An 18,477-nucleotide genomic window follows, 5' to 3' on the forward strand; every position below is an offset into this window, starting at 1 on the left:
CGAGGACGTGGATGAGTTCCGCGATCCTGCACTTCGCCGGTGAACTGATGTCTTCGTGGTGGATCTACCTCGCGCTGTGGGGTTTCGCCGCGCTGGACGGGTTCTTCCCCGCGATCCCGAGCGAGACCCTGGTGGTGACAGCCGGCGTCTTCGCCGCCTCCACGGGCGAACCGAACCTGTACCTGATCATCGCGGTGGCGGCGCTGGGTGCATTCCTGGGCGACCACGTGTCCTACTTGCTGGGCCGTGGCGCCGGCGGCCGGCTGCTGGACCGAGTGAAACCGGGCACTCGCCGGGCTGCTGCGGTGCTCTGGGCTCGCAATGCGTTGGAGGAACGCGGAGAACTTGTCCTCGTCGTGGCCCGCTACATCCCGGGGGGCCGCACAGCGATCACCCTGACGATGGGTTCGGTCCGCTACCCACTGCGCCGCTTCACACCGTTCGCCGGGTTGGCCGCGATCAGCTGGGGTCTGTACTGCACGCTGGTCGGCTACATCGGCGGCAAGGCCTTCGAGGACAACCCGCTCAAGGGGGTTGTCCTCGGGATCGGCCTCGCGCTGGCGGTCACGCTGATCGTCGAGCTGGTCCGCCACCGCCTGCGGCGCAGGTCTCAACCTCAGGTCAAGCCTCAGGTCAACCCTCAGCTCGAGCCGGAGGTCAGCGTGGAGTATTCAGAGCGATCGTGATCTGCTCGGAGACCTTCGCGGCCAACTCCAGGGCGGCGCGGCGGGTGGCCGGCTGCAGGGCGGAGTGGTCGAGCGGCCCCTCGGCGGCGATGTGCATGTCGGTCGGGATGTCGATGACCGCGGCCGCCCGCGACTCGAAGTACGGCCGGAGCTGCTTCTCGACGTCCTTGTTCACGTCGCCGGGACCGTTCGAGACCGCGATCACCGCGCGGCGGATCAGCCGCTGCGCCTCGGGGCCCTGGTTGTCGAGCTCCTCCAGCATCTGTACGGCGGCCGCGCAGGACAGGCTCTTCCACTTGATCGGGATGACGAGGGCGTCGGCCGCCTTCATCGCCTCGCGCCAGTTGCTGGAGCCCTCGTTGTTCCCGGTGTCGATAACGAGCACCTTGTAGAACCTGCTCAGCAGGCGGTGGATCTGGTCGAAGTCCTTCGCCTCGATCTGCGCGTACGTCGTGGTCGCGGATGTCAGTACGTCGTACTGCCCGGCGACCTGGTGCCGCAGGTAGGCCGCGACGTCACCGAGCCGGGCGTCCGGCTGGGTCAGCATCGGCATCGCCTGCAGCATGTCCGTGACCGTGGACCGGCTGTTGGTGTCGTGCGTACGCAGGTGCATGTTGCCGCGTAGCTCGTTGTTGTCCCACGCGACCACACCGCCACCCCGGGCCTGGCCGAGCGCGCCGGACAGCAGCAGGGTGGTCGGCGTCTTGCCGGAGCCGCCCTTCGGGTTCGCGACGACGATCGTCACCGGACGGCGGAAGGCCGTCGCCGCGGTCGCGCGGGCGAGCCGCTCGGAGCGTTCTTGCGTACCGGGGCGGAGCCTCAGCACACTCCGGACACCGCGCTCGGCGGGGGCTTCGCGCGGCAGCGGCAGGGCCTGGATCAGATCGTCGGTGCGGAAGGACAGGTTCTGCTGCGGAGCCTGCTGGCCGGGGATGCCCTGCGGGAAGAAGTGCTGCGCGGCCGGGGAAAGGGGCTGACCCTGTGGCAGTTGCCCCGGGGCCTGGCTCGGCTGGCCGTGCTGGAACTGTCCCGGCTGTCCGGGCTGACCCGCCTGCGGCTGGGCAGGCGGCGTGGGGGGCTCTTGGCTCTGGAAGGAGGAGCCACCGAAGACCGGGGTGTCCTCTGACTTCTGGGGCTCGTCCTCGTCGTCCTCTGCCTCTGGCTGGCTCCAGGAGGAGGCCGCGGAATCAGGCACCGGCTGCGTCCAGGACGGCGTGGGCTGGCCGGCCTGCGGCTGCGTCCACGGCGCAGGCTGGTCGACCGGCTTGGCGGCCCACGAGTCGGCCGGGAAGTCCTGGGACAGCGCGCCCACCGGCTGGTCGACCGGCTGGTCAGCGTCCTCGGTCTTCTCCTCGACGGCCTCGTTGTCGTCCGGCTGGGTCCAGGAGGGGGTCGGCTGCCACATTCTCCGGACCTCGGCCGCCGCCGCTTCCCGGTCCTTGTGCTGTCCGGAGTTGTGCGAGTCGGTCACGACCTGGATCCCCGATTCTGTCAGAGGGGGCGGGTGGGCCCCTGGAGCTTGCTGGGTGTCCCGGAGGTGAGGTCTCCGGGAGGCTCCACTATCCCATGACCGGGTGTCCTCACAACGTCACCACCCGGAGCGTCAGCTGACGAGACCCGCCTCGTAGGCCACGATCGCGGCCTGGACCCGATTCTTCACGCCGAGACGTTGCAGGATCGCGCTCACATACGCCTTGACAGTGCCCTCGACCAGGTAGAGCCGCGCAGCGATCTCTGCGTTCGACAGGCCGGCGCCGACCAGACCGAGGACGTCCAGCTCGCGCGGAGTCAGTACGGCGACCTGCTCCTTGGCGGCCGCCGTACGCGCCATCGCTCCGCCGCCCGCGCCGGCGCTCAGCTCCGCGATCACGCGCTGCGCGACCTTCGGGGACAGGTACGCGGCTCCGTCGGCGACCGCCTTCAGCCCCGCGATCAGCTCACGCGGATCGCCCGACTTCAGCAGGAACCCGCTGGCGCCGTCGCCGAGCGCGCGGGCGATGTACGCGTCCTCGGAGAACGTCGTGAGTACGACGACCGCCGTCTCCGGCACGGTCCGCCGGATCTCCACACCTGCCGCGAGCCCGTCCATCCGGGGCATTCGGATGTCGAGGACGGCGACGTCCGGGCGGTGCCGGCGTACCGCTTCCACCGCCTCGACGCCGTCGGCCGCCTCGGCCACGACCTCGATCTCGTCGTCGGTGCCGAGGATCGCGCGGACACCGGCCCGCACCATCGCCTCGTCGTCGGCGAGCATCACCCTGATCATCGATTGCCTTCCGGGGTCGGTGGGACAGAGCCGCTCTGTACGACGGTCTTGGCGACCAGTGCGCCGTTCGCGAAACACAGGCGGTACACGTAGTTGCTGGTGAACGGAGGCGCCGGCCGGTAGTAGTGGCAGGACCAGCCGGCGGGCGGGGTGTAGCCCTCTGCGGGCGCGTCGATCATCTGCATCCGTGGGAGCACCTTGGCCACCTCCTCCTCCGGCTGGCCGATGCTGATCCGGTCGTACTCCGCGGGTCTCAAGATCGCGCTGTAGCCGGCCAGGAGGTAGTAGCCGAGGGCAACCGCGCCGATGAGGCCACCTAGTAGTACCGGGGCGGCGATCGCGGTGATCAGCCCGCGCCGAGCGCTGCGCCGTACGGTTGCTCGCTCCGCTGCGGCGGTGAGTGGCTCAGGGCGGCCGCCGGCACAGGGCATCGTCGCAGTGACCTGGAAACCACCGTCTGGTCGTGGCGCAGCTGACAGCGATCCGCCCGCCAGACGGACTCGTTCCCTGAGCCCGTCGAGTCCACGGCCTCCTGACGGGGCAAGGACTGGCTTGGTGGCTCCTGTGTCGTTGATGTCCACGTAGACGTGGTTGTTGCGCTTCGTGATGCTGACGGTGACGGTCGCGCCTGGCGCATGTTTGCTGGCGTTGGTCAGGGACTCCTGGACCACGCGGTGTACCGCCCGGTCCACCATGGGCGCCAGTGCGTCGTCTACGCGCTCTGTCAGCTGCACGGACAGGCCGGAGGCTGCGGCTCGGTCCACCAGCGCTCGCACTGTTTCGTCATGCGGTCTCGTGGATGCCTCTTGGTCACGCAGTACGCCGACGATCTCGCCGAGTCGCTCCGTGGCCGTGGCTGCTGACTCTCTCAGCTCCCCTGCCGCCCGACGATGCTGCTCGGGCAAGGACGGGTCCAGCTCGAGGGCTGCCGCTCGTAGTGCGATGAGACTGAGCTCGTGGCCCACGGAGTCGTGCATGTCCTCGGCGATCCGGGAGCGCTCGCGGAGACGTTCCTGGTCGATCTCCAGTTGCAAGCGCTCTGCCCGGTCCCAGCCTGCAGTTGCCAGGAGCACCTGCTGTGCACGGTATCGACCGATGAGCCAGGGCAGCACGACGACCAGTAGTGACGAGAGAAGCGTTATGAGCCACGTCAGGATCGCTTCGGATGCCAGGAGCTGTGTCAGGGCGAGTACGAACATGCCTAGCAAGGACAGGGTGCACAGGAGAACGAAGTGCTTGAGCTGGGTCTCTCTGCGGCCGGCCAGGTAACTCAGCAAGCTCACGGCTGGTATCAGTGCGATCTGCACGCCGTTCTACGTACCGAGCGCGAAGGCGAGGACCAGGATCTCTGTCCACGAGATCAGGGCGAGCGCGGCCAACGGCCACTTGCGACGGCTGGCGATGGCCAGGGCGAGTACGGCGATGCAGAGGGCGCGGTACCAGTACGGGTCGTTGCGGGCGCCGCTCTCACCGAGCACGAGGAAGCTCAGCGCGGCCCACAGACCTACATCCCCCAGGAGCCGCCACTTCATGGCGTAGACGCTACACAGTCGCGGCGCCGCCGCCGTACTGCCGAAAGTCAGGTCTGCTCGGCGTCGATCAGCTCGAACGGTACGTAGGTCAGGTTCGGCACCTGCTCACCGCGCAGCTGGGCGAGCAGCAGGTCGACAGCTTGGTGGCCCATCTCCAGCTCGTTCTGCCGGACGTGCAGGTACGGCGGTCCGCCGATCGAGTCGCCCGGGGAGTCGAAGCACGCCACCACGCGGTCACCGCCCAGCGCTCTGTCGACCATCCGGGCCAGGTTGTATTCGCAGGCGACGTACGCCGTCACCTCAGGCGTCCGGTCGCGGAAAGCGCGGATCACGTCCATCTCCGCGTGCACGCTCTCCGGCGTCGTCGAACCGGGAATGGTGCTGCGCAGATCGATCAGCTCGTGCGGCCGGCCACGATGTCCCTGGCCGACGAAGGCGGAACGGAAACCTTCCAGGCGGTCCTCGATCGAGGACGTGTTCACGGGTGGGGGCGACACGAACGCGATGTGTTCGTGGCCCTGGTCGAGCAGCCGCGCGGTGAGCGCCCGCGCGGCAGCCACGTTGTCGGTGAGTACCGCGGCCACCGGGATGCCGGACAGGTGGCGGTCGACCAGTACGACGGGGAATCCGTCGAGCACCTGCCGCAGCAGGCTGGCGTTGTAGAAGTCGCCGTACACCGGGAAGACGATCAGGCCGTCCATCGTCGCCACCAGCGAGTCGACGGCCTTCTCCTCGTCGGTCTGGCGGCCGTGCGTACGCCGTACCACCAGCTGGACGCCATACTCCGTGCAACGTTCCTCGATGGCGTTCAGCAGGTCGAGCCCGAACGCCTCGGACATGCTCGGAACGATCAGCGCGATCGAGCGCGCCTCCCGGCGCGGCGTGTGGCGGAGCGGGACGGTGAGGTCGGCCAGATCAGGCAGCCGCCGTACGACGAAGGTGCCCTTGCCGCGGACACGCTCCACCAGGCCGGCTTCCCGCAGTACCTCGAGGGCGCGCTTGGACGTGATCCGGCTGACCCCGAACTCGGCCGCCAGCTCCATCTCGGACGGCACCCGGTCCCCCGGCCGCAACGCACCCCGCCGGAGCTGCTCCAGCACGTGAGCACAAATCCGCTCGTACAGCAGCGCCACAGCCCGTCCTCTCCACAACTCCCCGCTTGTCATATCAAATCATCCCCGGACACGTGCCGGACCGGCTGGTAGGCCCGATATCCGGGAACTGTCGGCGGCGGGTGGCAGGGTGACGGGCATGGACATCAGCGGAAGGACAGCAGTCGTCACCGGTGCCGCCGTGGGCATCGGGCGCGCCATCGCCGTCCGCCTCGCGGAGGCGGGTGCCTCGGTGGTGGTCGCGGACCTCGATGCCGCCGGCGGTAAGGAAACCTGCCGGCTGATCGGGCCGACCGCCCGGTTCGTCGAGGTGGACATGCGCGACGACGACGCCGTCCGCGACCTGATGGCATGTCAACCGCAGATCCTGGTCAACAACGCGGGCGGCGGCGCGGTCCTCAAGCCGTGCTTCCCGGACGCTCCAGTTGCTCGCTGGACGGCCTCGCTGGAGGTGAACCTCAGGGCGCCGATGCTGACGACCCAACTCGCGCTGCCCGGTATGCAGGCGGCGGGTGGCGGTGCGGTGATCAACGTCGGATCGACCGCGGGGCTGGGGTTCGAGCCACATGTGTCGCCGGAGTACAGCGCGGCCAAGGCAGCGCTGATCCGGTTGACCGCGACGCTGGCGCCGCTGCACGCGAGTCACGGGGTGCGGGTGAACTGTGTCGTCCCGGACTGGGTCGCGACACCTCGCGGACTGCGCGAACGCGACGCACTGCCGGCCGCCGAGCGTGGTCCTGAGTTGGTGCCGCTTTCGGCAGTGACAGATGCCGTCGTCGACTTCGTTTCGGACGAGACAGCCGCCGGTCGCGTGCTGCTCCTGGACCGCGGGCAGCAACCCCGCTTCCTGGACTAGTTGTGGGCCCCTCCGACTGGCACGATTCCGGCATGACCCGCCCTCCGGTGCCCGCCTTCGCGGCGCGGCCAGTGTTGATGGTTGCGTTGAGCGTCGGCGTGGTGCTGACCGCGCTGTCCGGGCGGTACGGGTACCACCGCGACGAGCTGTACTTCATGGTCGCGGGGCGGCACCTGAGTTGGGGGTACGTCGACCAGCCGCCGCTGACGCCGTTCATCGCGCGGGTGTCGACCGCGGTGTTCGGTGACACCGTGATGGGGCTGCGGGTGCTGTCGACGGTGAGCACTGTCGTGACGATCGTGGTGATCGCCCTGCTGGCCCGCGAATTCGGCAGCGCGCGGCGCGGGCAGGTCCTCGCGGCGATCTGCGCGGCGGTGTCAGGGTTCGTTCTCGGGGTCGGGCACATGGTGTCGACAGCGACGTACGACCTGCTGGCCTGGATGTTGATCGGGCTGTTCGCGGTGAAGCTGCTGCGGACCCGCGACGGACGTTGGTGGCTGGCGCTCGGGCTGACGGCCGGGATCGCGTTGGAGAACAAGTACCTCGTGGTGCTGCCGATCGGCGCGCTGCTGGTCTCGTTGCTGATCGTCGGGCCGCGGAGCGTGCTGCGGTCGTGGTGGGTGCTCGCGGGTATTGCCGTGGCAGGTCTGATCGCCTTGCCGAACGTCGTGTGGCAGTTCCAGCACGACTGGCCGCAACTCAAGGTCGCGGGCGGGATCAGTTCGGACGACGGCACCGAGAACCGGATCATGTTCGTACCGCTGCAGATCCTGCAGTTGTCGCCGTTCCTGGTTCCGTTCTGGATCGCGGGGTTCCGCCGGATGTGGCGGTCGTGGGCGCGGCCCGTTGCGCTGGCGTACCCGGTGCTGTGCATCGTCGTACTCGCGGTCGGCGGGAAGTCGTACTACGCGCTGCCGCTGCTGCTCGTCCTGGTCGCGGCCGGAGGCGAGCCGATGCTCAACTGGGTCGACCGGCGCCGTGGGTCCGCGATCGTCGTACTGGTTCTGACCGCGCTGACGTCGGCCGTCTTCACGTTGCCGGTGCTGCCGGCGTCCGCGGTCGACCTGGTCATCCCGGTGAACAAGGAGCAGGGCGAGCAGATCGGCTGGCCCGCCTTCACCGACGCGGTGGCGGCCGCGTGGCAACACGTTCCCGCGGATCAGCGCTCGACGGCGACGATCTTCGCCGGCAACTACGGGGAAGCCGGTGCGCTCCTCCGGTACGGGCCTGCGCGCGGGCTGCCGTCGCCGTACTCGCCGCACATGAGCTTCTACGAGTGGGCACGACCGCCGGACACGAACACCGGCCCGGTCCTGCTCATCGAACTGGAGCGGACCCCGATCTACGAGTCACACTTCCGCGACTGCAACCAGGTCGGCACGATCAACAGCATCGTCTCGAACGACGAAGACGGCACCGCCCTAGTCCTGTGCGCAGCCCCCGCCGAACCCTGGTCCACCCTCTGGCCAAAGGTCCGCCAGTACTACTGACGCGCCCGACCCACCGGATCTCCCGTCCGTCCCGCAGCCCCTCCGCAACGACCGGACCGCCCGCCGCCGGCCCGCCGCCGTAGGCCGCCGTGGCGCTCGGTGTTACCGGCCATCCGCCCGGCGCGTTACGCGATCAAACGGTCTCCCGCCGACCGACGCCAACTGATAGGACCCGTTGCCTTGTGCAACCAGTTGACCCTGGACGCCACGCTGCCGACCGCCTACACGACCGACGGCCCGGAGTTCGGCTGGCACCGCTCCTCCCCCGCCCGGCAAAGCCGAGTGGCACTACGCCTGGACTGCAGGGACACCTGGCACCGCTCCTCCCCCGGCCACCGCCTACCCACCCAGGCCGCACCTGCACCGCAGCGACACCTGCCTACCGATACGGCCCGCTGGACGAGATCGCGTAGTACGCCGGTCGCACCCGACCTTCGCGATCGAGGAGCTGAACTTCCGGATGGCACAATCCATCACGGTCTGAGCGCAAGCTTCCCGACTGTTACGCCCGCCTCGAGCTCAGCGAGCACCTTCGGACCGTCGGCCAGGTCGTACACGGTCGGCGTCCCAGGCGGGTACACACCGACCTCGATCAGCCGCCGCAGCTCACCCATCGTCTCGGCGAACAACGCCGGCGCCTCGCGCATCGTCGTCGGCAGGTGCTGACCGATCACCTGCACCGGATGCTTGAAGTTCAACTCGAGGTTGCTGACCACGGCCTCCCCACCAGCGGCCCCGATGACGATCACCTTTCCGGTCACCCGCCGCGCCAGCTCGACACTCCGGCGGAACATCTCGCCACCCACAGACTCGAGTACGACATCCACACCCCGCCCACCCGTCAGCCGCAGCACCTGCTGCGTGAAGTCGGCGTCGCGGTAGTGGATCACATGATCCGCCCCAAGCCGCCGTACCACCTCATGCTTGCCTACGGACGCCGTACCAATGACCGTCGCCCCGTAGTACTTGGCAATCCGCACCGCGGCCTGCCCCACCCCACCGGCCGCCGCATGCACCAACACAAAGTCCCGCGCCTTGACCCGCCCCAACCCCCACAACGAAACCAGCGCAGTAGCCCAGTTCAGAACCAGCCCCAACGCCTCCTCGTCCCTCCACCCGTCCGGCACCCGCACAACCTCATCCGCGCGCATCACCACAAACTCAGCAAACGCACCGGCCCCCGTCCCCACCACCCGCTCCCCAACCCAGCCCGCATCCACCCCATCCCCCACAGCAACCACTTCCCCCACAGCCTCAAACCCAGCCAAATAAGGCACCCGAGGCCCACCCTCATACGTTCCCCGCGCCTGCATCACATCCGCAAAATTCACCCCCGCCACCCCAACCCGCACCAACACTTCCCCCACCCCCACAGACGGCACCCCAACCTCAACCACCCGCAACCCGGCAGCCCCCGTCAACTCCACCTGCTCCAACCCCCGCACAACCCACCCCTTCCCCACACCAACAGTTCGACCCCAACCATACATCTGTTCGCCCTCCATCAAACACAACCTCGGACCACCGCCACCCGACCACCGACACCGCACCCTCGACGCCGCACCCTCGACGCCGCACCCTCGACGCCGCACCCTCGACGCCGCACCCCTACCCCGACCCAGCGAACGCGATCCGCGCGTGCCACCCGACCAATCGCCCACCTAGCCACTCCCCGACCAACCCACGCACGGCCAACAACCGCACGCCCGGCCACAACCCGAGCCCACCCGGTGACGCGAGGATCAATTGCCCCCGGCGAGTGAGCCGACCAGAATCAGCCGGCAACTGATCCCTGCGGCCAGACGCCTGTCGCAATCGGCGGCGATCACCCGTCAGCCCCAGTCGAGCACCGCCCGAAGCGACATGTTCCCGGGCAGAACACCAGCCCGGACGGTGCACCAGTCGACCACCACCACGGCGCTGGCAGGTGAGCCGTCCGCCCAACCGAAGCCCGGCCGGTAAGCCGAGCGGTCAACCGGCACCCGGCAGATCAACCGACCGGCCAACCTGCGCCAGGAGCCGAGCGGCCAACCCGGGCCCGGCAGATGAGTCGACGGGCCTCCCGGGCCTGGCGCGTGTGTTGACCAATCGGCCCAGGCCTCACAGGTGAGCCGCAGGCCAACCCGAGCCCGGTGAGCTGACTGGCCAACCGCGGCGGGCCGACCGCCCGACCCGAGCCCGGCCGGGTGAGCCGACCGGCCAACCCGGGCAAGGCCGATGAGCAAAGGCCCGACTCAACCCCGGCAGATGGCTGACCCATGCCTGGGTGAGCTGACCGGCCGACCCACGGCTGGTGGGCCGATCGGCCCGAGCCCGGCAGCTGAGCCGACCCGAGCCCGGTGGCTGACCGCCGAACCCGCGCGTGCCGGGTGAGCCGACCGGGCAACCCAAGCCCGGCAGGCGAGCTAATTGCCCAACCCCACGCCCGGCAAGTGAGTAGACCGCCCAACCCGCGCAACGAGCCGAGCGAAGCGACGGCGCAAGGGGGTGCGGGTGGCGAAGCTCCCCGCGACGCGGCAAGCGAAGCGTAGCTGCAGAAATGGCGAGGGCGACGTGGTCGGCGCACTTGGTGCGCGACGCACGTCGCCCTCGTTCGGGTGGACGATACTGGGATCGAACCAGTGACCTCTTCCGTGTCAGGGAAGCGCGCTACCGCTGCGCCAATCGTCCGTCCGGAACACTCAACCACGTGAGGTTCCCGAGGTGGAGACGGGATTCGAACCCGTGTACACGGCTTTGCAGGCCGTTGCCTCGCCTCTCGGCCACTCCACCACTGAGGCTGTTCGACATCTGAGGACGGTGGCCTGCCGAACCCTCTCCGAGCGGACGACCGGGTTCGAACCGGCGACCTCAACCTTGGCAAGGTTGCGCTCTACCAACTGAGCTACGTCCGCATTGCGCCCGGGTTTTCATGTCCCCCGGCGCGAGAAGAACATTAGCCCATCTCCGCCCGAGTTCAAAAACGGGGGTCCCCGGTACGTCGACGTACCGTCATCAACCGGTCACCTCGGACGGCCCGCGCGAGGCCGGATCGCCTGCGCACTAAGGTGTTCCCGGAAGGAGCACCACATGCGTATCTGGCTCAACGGCGCCCTGCTGGACGGCGCGGCGACGGTCTCGCCGCTGGACCATGGGCTGACCACGGGTGACGGCGTCTTCGAGACGATCAAGATCGAGAACGGTCAGCCGTTCGCGGTACGCCGGCACCTTGACCGGCTGGTCCGTTCGGCGGTCGGGCTCGGCCTGCCGGCGCCGGACGTCGCCGCGATCGAGGACGGCATCGCGACGATCGTCGCGGCGGATCCGGCGATCCCGTTCGGCCGGCTGCGGATCACGTACACCGGCGGCGTGTCGCCCCTCTCCTCCGACCGCGGCACGGACGGCCCGACGATCGTCGTCGCGACGCAGGAGATCAAGCGACCGTCCCCGACGTCCGCGATCGTCACGGTCCCGTGGGTCCGCAACGAACGCAGCGCGGTCGCCGGCCTGAAGACGACGTCGTACGCCGAGAACGTCCGCGCGCTCGCCTACGCCAAGGAGCGTGGCGGCAGCGAAGCGATCTTCGCCAACACCGTCGGCCAACTGTGCGAGGGCACGGGCTCGAACATCTTCTGCGTGTACGACGGTGAACTGGTCACGCCAACACTCGAGTCAGGCGCACTGGCCGGGGTAACGCGCGCGCTGGTACTGGAATGGTTCGGCGGCAGCGAACGCGACGTACCGCTGGAGCACCTCTACGAAGCCGAGGAGATCTTCCTCACATCCACCACCCGCGACATCCAAGCCATCCACCGCGTAGACACCCGCACCCTCCCAGCCCCCGGCACGATCACCACCCAGGTAACCAAAATCTTCACCGAACACTCCGCCCAGAACCCCAACCCCTAAGACCCGGACCCCACCCCATTTCGGGAGCCGCCCGGACCTCAGCCACTCACCAACGAACCCGGAGGCGAGCAGCCCACCCGCCCCACACGCGGACGACAGCCCTCCACTCCCCGCGCCCGACACCTCCACACAACCTTGATGAGTGCCCCACGTCCGCCCGACCTCGGAAGCCCACCCGCCCGGGCCGCGCCCCACACCACCCACACCACCCACACCACCCGGCACAACCATCACCCCAGGCCCGCCTGGCACGCCCATACGCCACCTACGGGTGAACCGGCGACTCTTCGCGGGCAGATGCTCATCTGCCCGGATCGCCACGCCACCACAATCGCGTTCTCCGGGCAGCCATCCGTGACGCATCGCCGGACCGCACCGGTTGTGATGGCGTGGAGAACCGCACCGACCCTCGCCGGGCGTCGCCCGAGGAGCAACTCCCACGCAGCTCCCACCGCCCCGGCCCGGCGCGCGAAGGTCGCGCCGACGGCGCGGCACGCTTGCCATCGGCGGATGCGGAGCGCCAGGCCACCACGATCGCGCCTCGCGGACACGCGCACGCGGGGCGCAGGCAGGCGCACGCGGGGCGCGGGCGGGCTGGGGCGAGTGTGGTGGCCTGCGGGTTCGCGCCGGCTGGTGGCCGAGAGTTCGGGTGGTTACTCGCCGGAGGCTTTGCGGCGTTCTCGGTAGGCGGCTACGTGGAGGCGGTTGCCGCAGGTGCGGGCGTCGCAGTAGCGCTTGGAGCGGTTGCGGGACAGGTCGATCAGGGCGTCGTCGCAGTCCGGCGCCTCGCAGCGGCGGAGGCGTTCGCGCTCGCCCGCCGAGATGACCTGGGCCAGCGCGATCCCGCACTCCACCGTGATCCGGCAGGCCAGCGACGCGCCCGCCCTCGAATAGTGGATGTGCCACGGATGCCCGTCGTGGTTGGTCAGCCGCGGAGTCGACGTACCGCGGGCGATGATCGCGTTGATCATCGTCGCCGCCTCCGCGTCGGAGTCGGTCGTGAACACGGGCGCGAACAGCGGCCGCAGGTCGCGGACCTCGGCCAGGTCCTTGTCCGACAGCGAGTCGACCGCGCTGAACTCCCGTTCCTGGACGAACTTCTCCAGTTCCTCGAGGGTCTCGAGCGAATCGACCTGGCTGTTCGGTCCGGGCATGGTGTTGACGAGCCGGACCAGCGTCCCGAGCGCCTGCTCGGTGTCGTGCGAGAAAGTCACAATCACGTCTCCAACGCGACGGGGTCTCCGTCCTGCAGCAAGAGTAGCCCGGCCCGATTAGATCGTCGCTTCATCATGCGCTATGGTTTCACCCGCAACACCCCAACAGAAACACCAGCACCACGCTGGGCGATTGGCGCAGTGGTAGCGCGCTTCGTTCACACCGAAGAGGTCACTGGTTCGAACCCAGTATCGCCCACGACTGTTTACAGGCGACGTGTGTCGCGCACTTAGGTGCGCTGACCGCGTCGCCCTTGTCATTTCTGCGGCCCGCCCGCTCGCGGGTGTTGGGTTGGGCGGTTGGTTTCGGGGGCGGGGTGCGGCGCCGCGCGCTCGCGGGTGTGGGGTTCGGGGGCAGGGTGCGGGGCTGGGTGGAGGTGGCGGGTGTGGGGGGTGGGGCGAGCGGGAAAATGCGGGGGCTGAGGGGCTGACGGGGCGGGGGGTGGGTGCCAGAGTGGGGCGAGGTGTTGTTCGTGGACTCTGGAGGCGCCATGTCCGGCTCTCGTTCGTCTTCGTCTTCTTCGGGGTTTTCGGCTCGGTCCAGTCGGCGGGTGTTCTTGGCCGGGTCGGGAGCTGTGGCTGCTGGTGCGGTTGGGGCGGCGTTGGTCGGGGGGCCGGTCGAAGCGGCCGGCGGGGCCCAGACGCTGGAGGCGGTGACGTTCGACCAGGACTTGCGGCGGTTACTGCGGCAGGTTGATCCGCAGCGGATCGGGGCGACCATTCAACGGTTGACCGAGTTCGGCACCAGGCACACCTTGTCCAGTCAGACCGACCCGGTGCGGGGTATCGGGGCGGCCACGGACTGGGTCGCGGCGCAGATGAATGCGATTGCCGCGACCTCGGGCGGCAGAATGACGGTGCAGCGGCAGTCGTTCGTTCAGCCGGTGTCGAGTCGGATCCCGATCCCGACCCAGATCACCAACGTCATCGCCACGTTGCGCGGGACCGCGTCGCCCGAGCGGTTTTATGTCGTCACCGGGCACCTCGACTCACGAGTGACCGACGTCATGGACTTCACCAGCGATGCGCCGGGGGCCGACGACGACGCGTCCGGTGTTGCGTGTGTGCTCGAGCTCGCCCGGGTGTTCGCGGCCCATCAGTTCCCCGGCACGATCGTCTTCGCCGCGGTCTCCGGCGAGGAGCAGGGGCTGTACGGGTCCAGCTTCATGGCGCAGCAGATGGCGGCCGCCGGCAACGACGTACAGGGCATGTTCAGCAACGACATCGTCGGGGCCAGCCACTCCTTCGACGGGCACAAACCCGACCCGTTCACGGTGCGGATGTTCCTCGAAGGCGTCCCGACCAACGTCACGGCGGCCCAGATCTCGCTGCTGCAGTCGACCGGCGGCGAGAACGACAGCCAGTCGCGTCAGCTCGGCCGTTTCGTTCGCTCGGTGGCGCCGTACAGCCTGACCGGCATGAACGTGAGGCTGATCTGGCGGCGGGACCGGTACCTGCGTGGCAGCGACCACCTGTCCTTCCAGGGCCAGGGATACCCGGCCGCCCGATTCACCGAGCCGCGGGAGAACTTCAACCACGAGCACCAGGACGTCCGGGTGCAGGACGGCGTACAGCTCGGCGACCTGATCGAGTTCGTGGACTTCGACTACATCGCCCGGGTGACCAGAGTGAACGCGGCTGCACTCTGGGCCCTGGCCACGAATCCCGGTACGCCGAAGAACGCCCAGATCCACACGACTCCGCCCGGCACATTCTCCGGTACCAACCTCACAACGCTGTCGTGGAACGCCAACCCCGAACCGGACCTGGCGGGGTACGAGGTGGTGTTGCGGGAGACCACGGAGCCCGATTGGACCAGTGCGATTCCGGTCGGAAACGTCACCACGGCGACGCTCGACATCTCCAAGGACAACGTGCAGATGGGCATCCGCGCGGTCGATCAGAACGGCAATCGGAGCCCGGCCGCATACCCACGCCCGGTGGCCTAACCGCCACCATCCAAGACCCGCCCGCCAGAACCAGCGAGCCCCCATTCGTAGGCCTGGATCACCACCTGGACCCGGTCGCGTACGCCGATCTTCTGCAGGATGCGCGCTACGTGGGTCTTGGTGGTGGCCTCGCTGATCACGAGGTGCGCGCAGATCTCGGTGTTGGACCGGCCCTTCACCAGGAGGTCGAAGACCTCGCGTTCGCGGGCGGTCAGGGACCGCAGCCGCAGGCTGCCCTCGCGGGAGGCTGAGCGCGGCGCGCGGACGAACTCCTCCACGACGGACCGCGTGACCGCGGGCGCGAGGATCGAATCGCCGGCCGCGATGATCCGAACCGCAGCCAGGAGTTCGGCGGCCGGCGCGTCCTTGAGCATGAAACCGCTGGCACCGGAGCGCAGCGCCTCGAACACGTAGTCGTCGAGGCCGAACGTGGTCAGGATCAGCACCCGGGTCGCCGTACCGGACGACGTGATCAGCCGGGTCGCCGAGATGCCGTCGAGGATCGGCATCCGGATGTCCATCAGTACGACGTCCGGCCGCAACCGCGCCGCCAGCGCCGCCGCCTCGGAACCGTTGCCTGCTTCACCGACGACGTCGAACCCCTCCTCGTCCGCGATGAGTTTGTGCAGTCCGGCGCGCAGCAGCACCTGGTCGTCGGCGATCAGTACGCGGATCATCAGCCGTCCCCGACCGGGATCTCGGCCGAGACCGCGAACCCGCGCCGCGGTGGCGGTACCGGTCCGTGCGTCAGGCGTCCTCCACAGCTCTCGATCCGCTCGGCGAGCCCTTTGAGTCCGTGACCGCCGGGCAGCGACGCGTCACCGTCGCCGAGCCCGTCGTCCGCCACGGACACCGCCAGCGTGCGCTCGCCGTAGTGGACCGAAACCGTGGCTTGCGCGGGCCCCGCGTGTTTCAGCGCGTTCGTCAAAGCCTCCTGAACGGTGCGGTAGGCGGCGAGCTGCACCATCAGCGGCAGCGGCCGAACCCGCCCGGTGACGCCGTACCCGACGGAAAGACCCGCGGACGTGACCTGCTGGACGAGCAACGGGATGTCCTCGATCCCCGGCTGCGGTTCGAGCGATCCGGTCCCGTCCGAGCGCAGGACGGCCACCATCCGCCGCATGTCGTCGAGGGCCGACCGGCCGACCTGTTCGATCAGTTCGAGGACGTCGCGGGTCTCCCCTGGTTCGAGCCGGCGGCCTTCGCTCGCGGCCTGGACAACGATCGCCGAGACATGGTGCGCGACGACGTCGTGCAGATCCCGGGCGATCTGGATCCGTTCGTCCAGCCGAGCCTCGCGGGCGGCCAGTTCGTACTCGCGCTGGGCCACGTCGAGCCGCAGGTCGCGGGACCGGATCGTCAGCCGGAGCAGCCACATGACCAGGGCACCCCCGACCGCGAAAGGCACCGCCTGGTCCGGATCGTGCCAAGGGACGAGGTCCGTGATCACGAAGTACGCCGTACCGATCGCGAACTGCTTGTCCGATGTCCACACCGCGAGCCCGTAGAGCGCGCAGAACCAGGCGACGGTCAGCGGACCGGCGTACCGCGTGATCCCCAGCCAGCCTCCCGCCGCCATCAGCGTTTGCGCGCCGACACCGACCCAGAACGGCCGGCTGCGCCGCAGCCCGACGCCCGCGCACACCGCAAGCGCGAGCGGTACGGCGAAACCGGCGTCGGCCGGCGCCAGCGCGACCAGCTGGACGACCGCGACCACCGCCAGCGCAGCGGCCACGACCACGTCGACCCGCCGGCCGTTCGCACGCAGTCGGGAGAAGTCCATGACACGAAAGTAGGTCCGTTCGCGCCGAGCGTCATCGGCCAACCGGCTGATGCCGGAGATCGGGATCTCGGTCGATGTGCGGGCCATCCGGCGTCCCTAGCGTCGACGGTGTCGGAATCTCACGATCAGGAGGGGCCATGGCACTTCGAACTCAATCCGCCGTCCAGCACTCGATCGCACTCCGGGTGCTGCCGATCGCCGGGCTCGCGTACGCCGTACTCACCGTCGGCGGGGACCTGGTGATCGGCCAGTTCCCGGACGAGCACACGCCGGTCGCGGAGCTCAGCAATTACTACGCCACGCATCACTCGCAGGTACGGTTCGGCGGGCTGCTGATGGTGCTCGGCGGTATGGCGCTCGCGGTGTTCGCCGCGGTCGTCGTGGTGCAGAGCCGACACCGGCCCGTTGTCGCGGCGCTGGTTGGGGTCGCCGGTGCGATGGCCGCGGTCGAGGCGGTGATTTCGGGCGATCAGTACAGCTTGCTCGGGGCAACCGCGAACTTGTCGAACGTCAGCCCGGACGCCATGCAGGCGTGGCACCTCATCGGTTCAGCTGGTACGCCGCCCGGCGGTCTCGCGTTGCTGTTCCTCACGCTGGCTGCTGTCGACGTCCTCCCGAGGTGGTTGACGATCCCCGCCGCACTGATCGGCATCGCCCTACTGACACCAGTCGGCTTCCTGGCGTCGCTCGTCGGCTTGCTGTGGTTCGCAATCGGCGGCGTTCTCCTCAGCCGGAAGCCCGCTCAGGCCTTGTCGAGCTGAGCTACCAGGTTGGCGTCCAGCTCCAACTCCACCGCGGCGAGCGCCTCCTCCAGCTGAGCGATCGACGACACTCCCACGAGCGGTACGACGCTGTGGTGCATCAGCCAGGCGAGTACTACCTGGTTCGTGGTGACACCTAGGTCTGCCGCGGTCTGGCGGAGGACCTCGTTGCGCACGTACGCCGTCGGGTGGGCGTAGCCCCGCTGGGCTGAGAAGGGGCGGTCGGAGCGCGCGTACGAGCCGGTGAGGAGGGGCTGGTACGCGACGAGCGTGACGTCCGGGTTCTCCGCCAGGTAGTCGAAATGCTCGATACCCGCGTGCTGGAAGTGCGGTGTGCTGCGTCGCAGGACCCCTTGCAGCGCAGGCGGGTTGGGCCACAGGTAGGTCGCGTGCTGCTGGATCACGCAGTACTGCGCGAGGCCCTGGGCGGCTGCTGTCTGCCGTGCACGGTCCAGGCGCCACGTGGCCGTGTTGCTGCAGCCGATGAGATCTACGACGCCCTCCGCCGCCAGCTCGCCGAAGACGCCCACGGTCTCTTCCAGCGGATTACTGCGGTCGTCGATGTGCGCGTAGTACAAGTCAATCCGCTCCACACCGAGCCGCGACAGACTTCCCCTCACAGCCTTACGTACAGCCGCTGCGCTCAGTCCCTCCCAGTGCGCGTCCCCCGGGTCGCCGGGGACCGTCGTACGTGCACCACACTTCGTCGCAATCACCAGGCCGTCCCGGTTACCCCGAGACCGCATCCACGCCGCCAGCAGCTCCTCACTCTCGCCGCCGTGCCCAACCCACTGGTTGTAGTTGTTCGACGTGTCGATGAACGTGCCACCCGCGTCCACAAACCGATCGAGAATCGCCACCGCCGTCTCGGCCGGTGTCGACGTACCAAAGTTCATCGCTCCCAGACAGAGCGCACTGACAGGCCTGCGGTTCCCCAGAG

General features: G+C 68.8%; 16 protein-coding genes and 4 tRNA genes. 7 read left to right on the forward strand and 13 right to left on the reverse strand.

All coding sequences use genetic code 11. The annotated features are described in order from the left end of the window. Positions 1-11 precede the first annotated feature (11 nt). Entirely contained in the window at positions 12-686 is a 675-nt protein-coding gene (locus FB475_RS31845) for a DedA family protein (RefSeq protein ID WP_141861233.1), read from the forward strand. Here the strand turns inward: FB475_RS31845 and FB475_RS31850 are convergent. The 5 genes from FB475_RS31850 to FB475_RS31865 form a co-directional block, all read right to left on the reverse strand. Then, positions 658-2,157, reverse strand: coding sequence for a MinD/ParA family ATP-binding protein (locus tag FB475_RS31850; protein WP_141861235.1), 1,500 nt, complete (start codon positions 2,155-2,157; stop codon positions 658-660). The two genes, FB475_RS31845 and FB475_RS31850, sit on opposite strands and share 29 nt — an antisense overlap. Before the next feature lie 132 nt (positions 2,158-2,289). Next, a complete protein-coding gene (locus tag FB475_RS31855; protein ID WP_141861236.1) occupies positions 2,290-2,952 on the reverse strand; it encodes a response regulator in 663 nt (220 codons plus the stop codon). Beyond that, positions 2,949-4,235, reverse strand: coding sequence for a sensor histidine kinase (locus tag FB475_RS31860; protein WP_238332560.1), 1,287 nt, complete (start codon positions 4,233-4,235; stop codon positions 2,949-2,951). Before FB475_RS31860 ends, FB475_RS31855 begins: the two co-directional genes overlap by 4 nt. Positions 4,236-4,265: 30 nt before the next feature. Next, positions 4,266-4,484: a hypothetical protein gene (locus tag FB475_RS37935; RefSeq protein ID WP_238332561.1), complete on the reverse strand. Its 219-nt coding sequence runs from the start codon at positions 4,482-4,484 to the stop codon at positions 4,266-4,268. Between the two features lie 47 nt (positions 4,485-4,531). Beyond that, complete coding sequence (locus FB475_RS31865; RefSeq protein WP_141861238.1) at positions 4,532-5,617, reverse strand: LacI family DNA-binding transcriptional regulator; 1,086 nt, start codon at positions 5,615-5,617, stop codon at positions 4,532-4,534. Positions 5,618-5,735: 118 nt separating this feature from the next. On the opposite strand from FB475_RS31865, the gene FB475_RS31870 reads away from it, so the two are divergent. Both FB475_RS31870 and FB475_RS31875 read left to right on the forward strand, forming a co-directional pair. Further along, positions 5,736-6,452, forward strand: coding sequence for an SDR family NAD(P)-dependent oxidoreductase (locus FB475_RS31870; RefSeq protein WP_141861240.1), 717 nt, complete (start codon positions 5,736-5,738; stop codon positions 6,450-6,452). A 32-nt stretch (positions 6,453-6,484) separates the two neighbouring features. After that, entirely contained in the window at positions 6,485-7,942 is a 1,458-nt protein-coding gene (locus FB475_RS31875; protein ID WP_141861242.1) for an ArnT family glycosyltransferase, read from the forward strand. Between the two features lie 473 nt (positions 7,943-8,415). On the opposite strand, the gene FB475_RS31880 is transcribed toward FB475_RS31875, so the two are convergent. From FB475_RS31880 to FB475_RS31895, 4 genes are all read right to left on the reverse strand, one after another. Further along, positions 8,416-9,447: a zinc-binding dehydrogenase gene (locus FB475_RS31880; protein WP_420359239.1), complete on the reverse strand. Its 1,032-nt coding sequence runs from the start codon at positions 9,445-9,447 to the stop codon at positions 8,416-8,418. 1,093 nt (positions 9,448-10,540) lie between these two features. Continuing rightward, positions 10,541-10,612: transfer RNA gene (locus FB475_RS31885), tRNA-Val, on the reverse strand. Positions 10,613-10,643: 31 nt separating this feature from the next. Then, a tRNA-Cys gene (locus tag FB475_RS31890) sits at positions 10,644-10,714 on the reverse strand. 49 nt (positions 10,715-10,763) lie between these two features. Next, positions 10,764-10,836, reverse strand: a tRNA-Gly gene (locus tag FB475_RS31895). A gap of 175 nt (positions 10,837-11,011) precedes the next feature. Here FB475_RS31895 and FB475_RS31900 point away from each other — a divergent pair. Then, complete coding sequence (locus FB475_RS31900; RefSeq protein WP_141861244.1) at positions 11,012-11,830, forward strand: aminotransferase class IV; 819 nt, start codon at positions 11,012-11,014, stop codon at positions 11,828-11,830. Positions 11,831-12,483: 653 nt separating this feature from the next. Here the strand turns inward: FB475_RS31900 and FB475_RS31905 are convergent. Then, on the reverse strand, positions 12,484-13,050 hold the full coding sequence (locus tag FB475_RS31905; protein WP_238332562.1) for a CGNR zinc finger domain-containing protein: 567 nt from the start codon (positions 13,048-13,050) through the stop codon (positions 12,484-12,486). Between the two features lie 121 nt (positions 13,051-13,171). On the opposite strand from FB475_RS31905, the gene FB475_RS31910 reads away from it, so the two are divergent. Next, positions 13,172-13,243: transfer RNA gene (locus FB475_RS31910), tRNA-Val, on the forward strand. 376 nt (positions 13,244-13,619) lie between these two features. Next, the gene (locus tag FB475_RS31915; protein ID WP_202878630.1) at positions 13,620-14,993 is read left to right on the forward strand and encodes a M20/M25/M40 family metallo-hydrolase; all 1,374 of its coding nucleotides are present in this window, start codon (positions 13,620-13,622) and stop codon (positions 14,991-14,993) included. Here the strand turns inward: FB475_RS31915 and FB475_RS31920 are convergent. Both FB475_RS31920 and FB475_RS31925 read right to left on the reverse strand, forming a co-directional pair. Further along, positions 14,990-15,670 (reverse strand): response regulator, encoded by a 681-nt coding sequence (locus FB475_RS31920; protein WP_141861248.1) that lies wholly within the window; start codon positions 15,668-15,670, stop codon positions 14,990-14,992. The genes FB475_RS31915 and FB475_RS31920 overlap by 4 nt on opposite strands. After that, positions 15,670-16,863, reverse strand: coding sequence for a sensor histidine kinase (locus tag FB475_RS31925; RefSeq protein ID WP_141861250.1), 1,194 nt, complete (start codon positions 16,861-16,863; stop codon positions 15,670-15,672). Before FB475_RS31925 ends, FB475_RS31920 begins: the two co-directional genes overlap by 1 nt. Before the next feature lie 50 nt (positions 16,864-16,913). Here FB475_RS31925 and FB475_RS31930 point away from each other — a divergent pair, with 50 nt between their 5' ends. Beyond that, positions 16,914-17,537, forward strand: coding sequence for a hypothetical protein (locus tag FB475_RS31930; protein WP_141861252.1), 624 nt, complete (start codon positions 16,914-16,916; stop codon positions 17,535-17,537). On the opposite strand, the gene FB475_RS31935 is transcribed toward FB475_RS31930, so the two are convergent. Beyond that, complete coding sequence (locus tag FB475_RS31935; protein ID WP_238332563.1) at positions 17,519-18,433, reverse strand: aldo/keto reductase; 915 nt, start codon at positions 18,431-18,433, stop codon at positions 17,519-17,521. The two genes, FB475_RS31930 and FB475_RS31935, sit on opposite strands and share 19 nt — an antisense overlap. Positions 18,434-18,477: the final 44 nt, after the last annotated feature.

This window comes from Kribbella jejuensis (genome assembly GCF_006715085.1).
Taxonomy (GTDB): domain Bacteria; phylum Actinomycetota; class Actinomycetes; order Propionibacteriales; family Kribbellaceae; genus Kribbella; species Kribbella jejuensis.

Excerpts from the sequence above, each read along its gene's own strand:
- FB475_RS31855 (WP_141861236.1), bottom strand. The coding sequence starts at position 2,952 with ATGATCAGGGTGATGCTCGCCGACGACGAGGCGATGGTGCGGGCCGGT.
- FB475_RS31880 (WP_420359239.1), bottom strand. The coding sequence starts at position 9,447 with ATGGAGGGCGAACAGATGTATGGTTGGGGTCGAACTGTTGGTGTGGGG.
- FB475_RS31845 (WP_141861233.1), top strand. The coding sequence starts at position 12 with ATGAGTTCCGCGATCCTGCACTTCGCCGGTGAACTGATGTCTTCGTGG.
- FB475_RS31925 (WP_141861250.1), bottom strand. The coding sequence starts at position 16,863 with ATGGCCCGCACATCGACCGAGATCCCGATCTCCGGCATCAGCCGGTTG.
- FB475_RS31870 (WP_141861240.1), top strand. The coding sequence starts at position 5,736 with ATGGACATCAGCGGAAGGACAGCAGTCGTCACCGGTGCCGCCGTGGGC.
- FB475_RS31920 (WP_141861248.1), bottom strand. The coding sequence starts at position 15,670 with ATGATCCGCGTACTGATCGCCGACGACCAGGTGCTGCTGCGCGCCGGA.
- FB475_RS31935 (WP_238332563.1), bottom strand. The coding sequence starts at position 18,433 with ATGAACTTTGGTACGTCGACACCGGCCGAGACGGCGGTGGCGATTCTC.
- FB475_RS37935 (WP_238332561.1), bottom strand. The coding sequence starts at position 4,484 with ATGAAGTGGCGGCTCCTGGGGGATGTAGGTCTGTGGGCCGCGCTGAGC.
- FB475_RS31930 (WP_141861252.1), top strand. The coding sequence starts at position 16,914 with ATGGCACTTCGAACTCAATCCGCCGTCCAGCACTCGATCGCACTCCGG.
- FB475_RS31900 (WP_141861244.1), top strand. The coding sequence starts at position 11,012 with ATGCGTATCTGGCTCAACGGCGCCCTGCTGGACGGCGCGGCGACGGTC.
- FB475_RS31875 (WP_141861242.1), top strand. The coding sequence starts at position 6,485 with ATGACCCGCCCTCCGGTGCCCGCCTTCGCGGCGCGGCCAGTGTTGATG.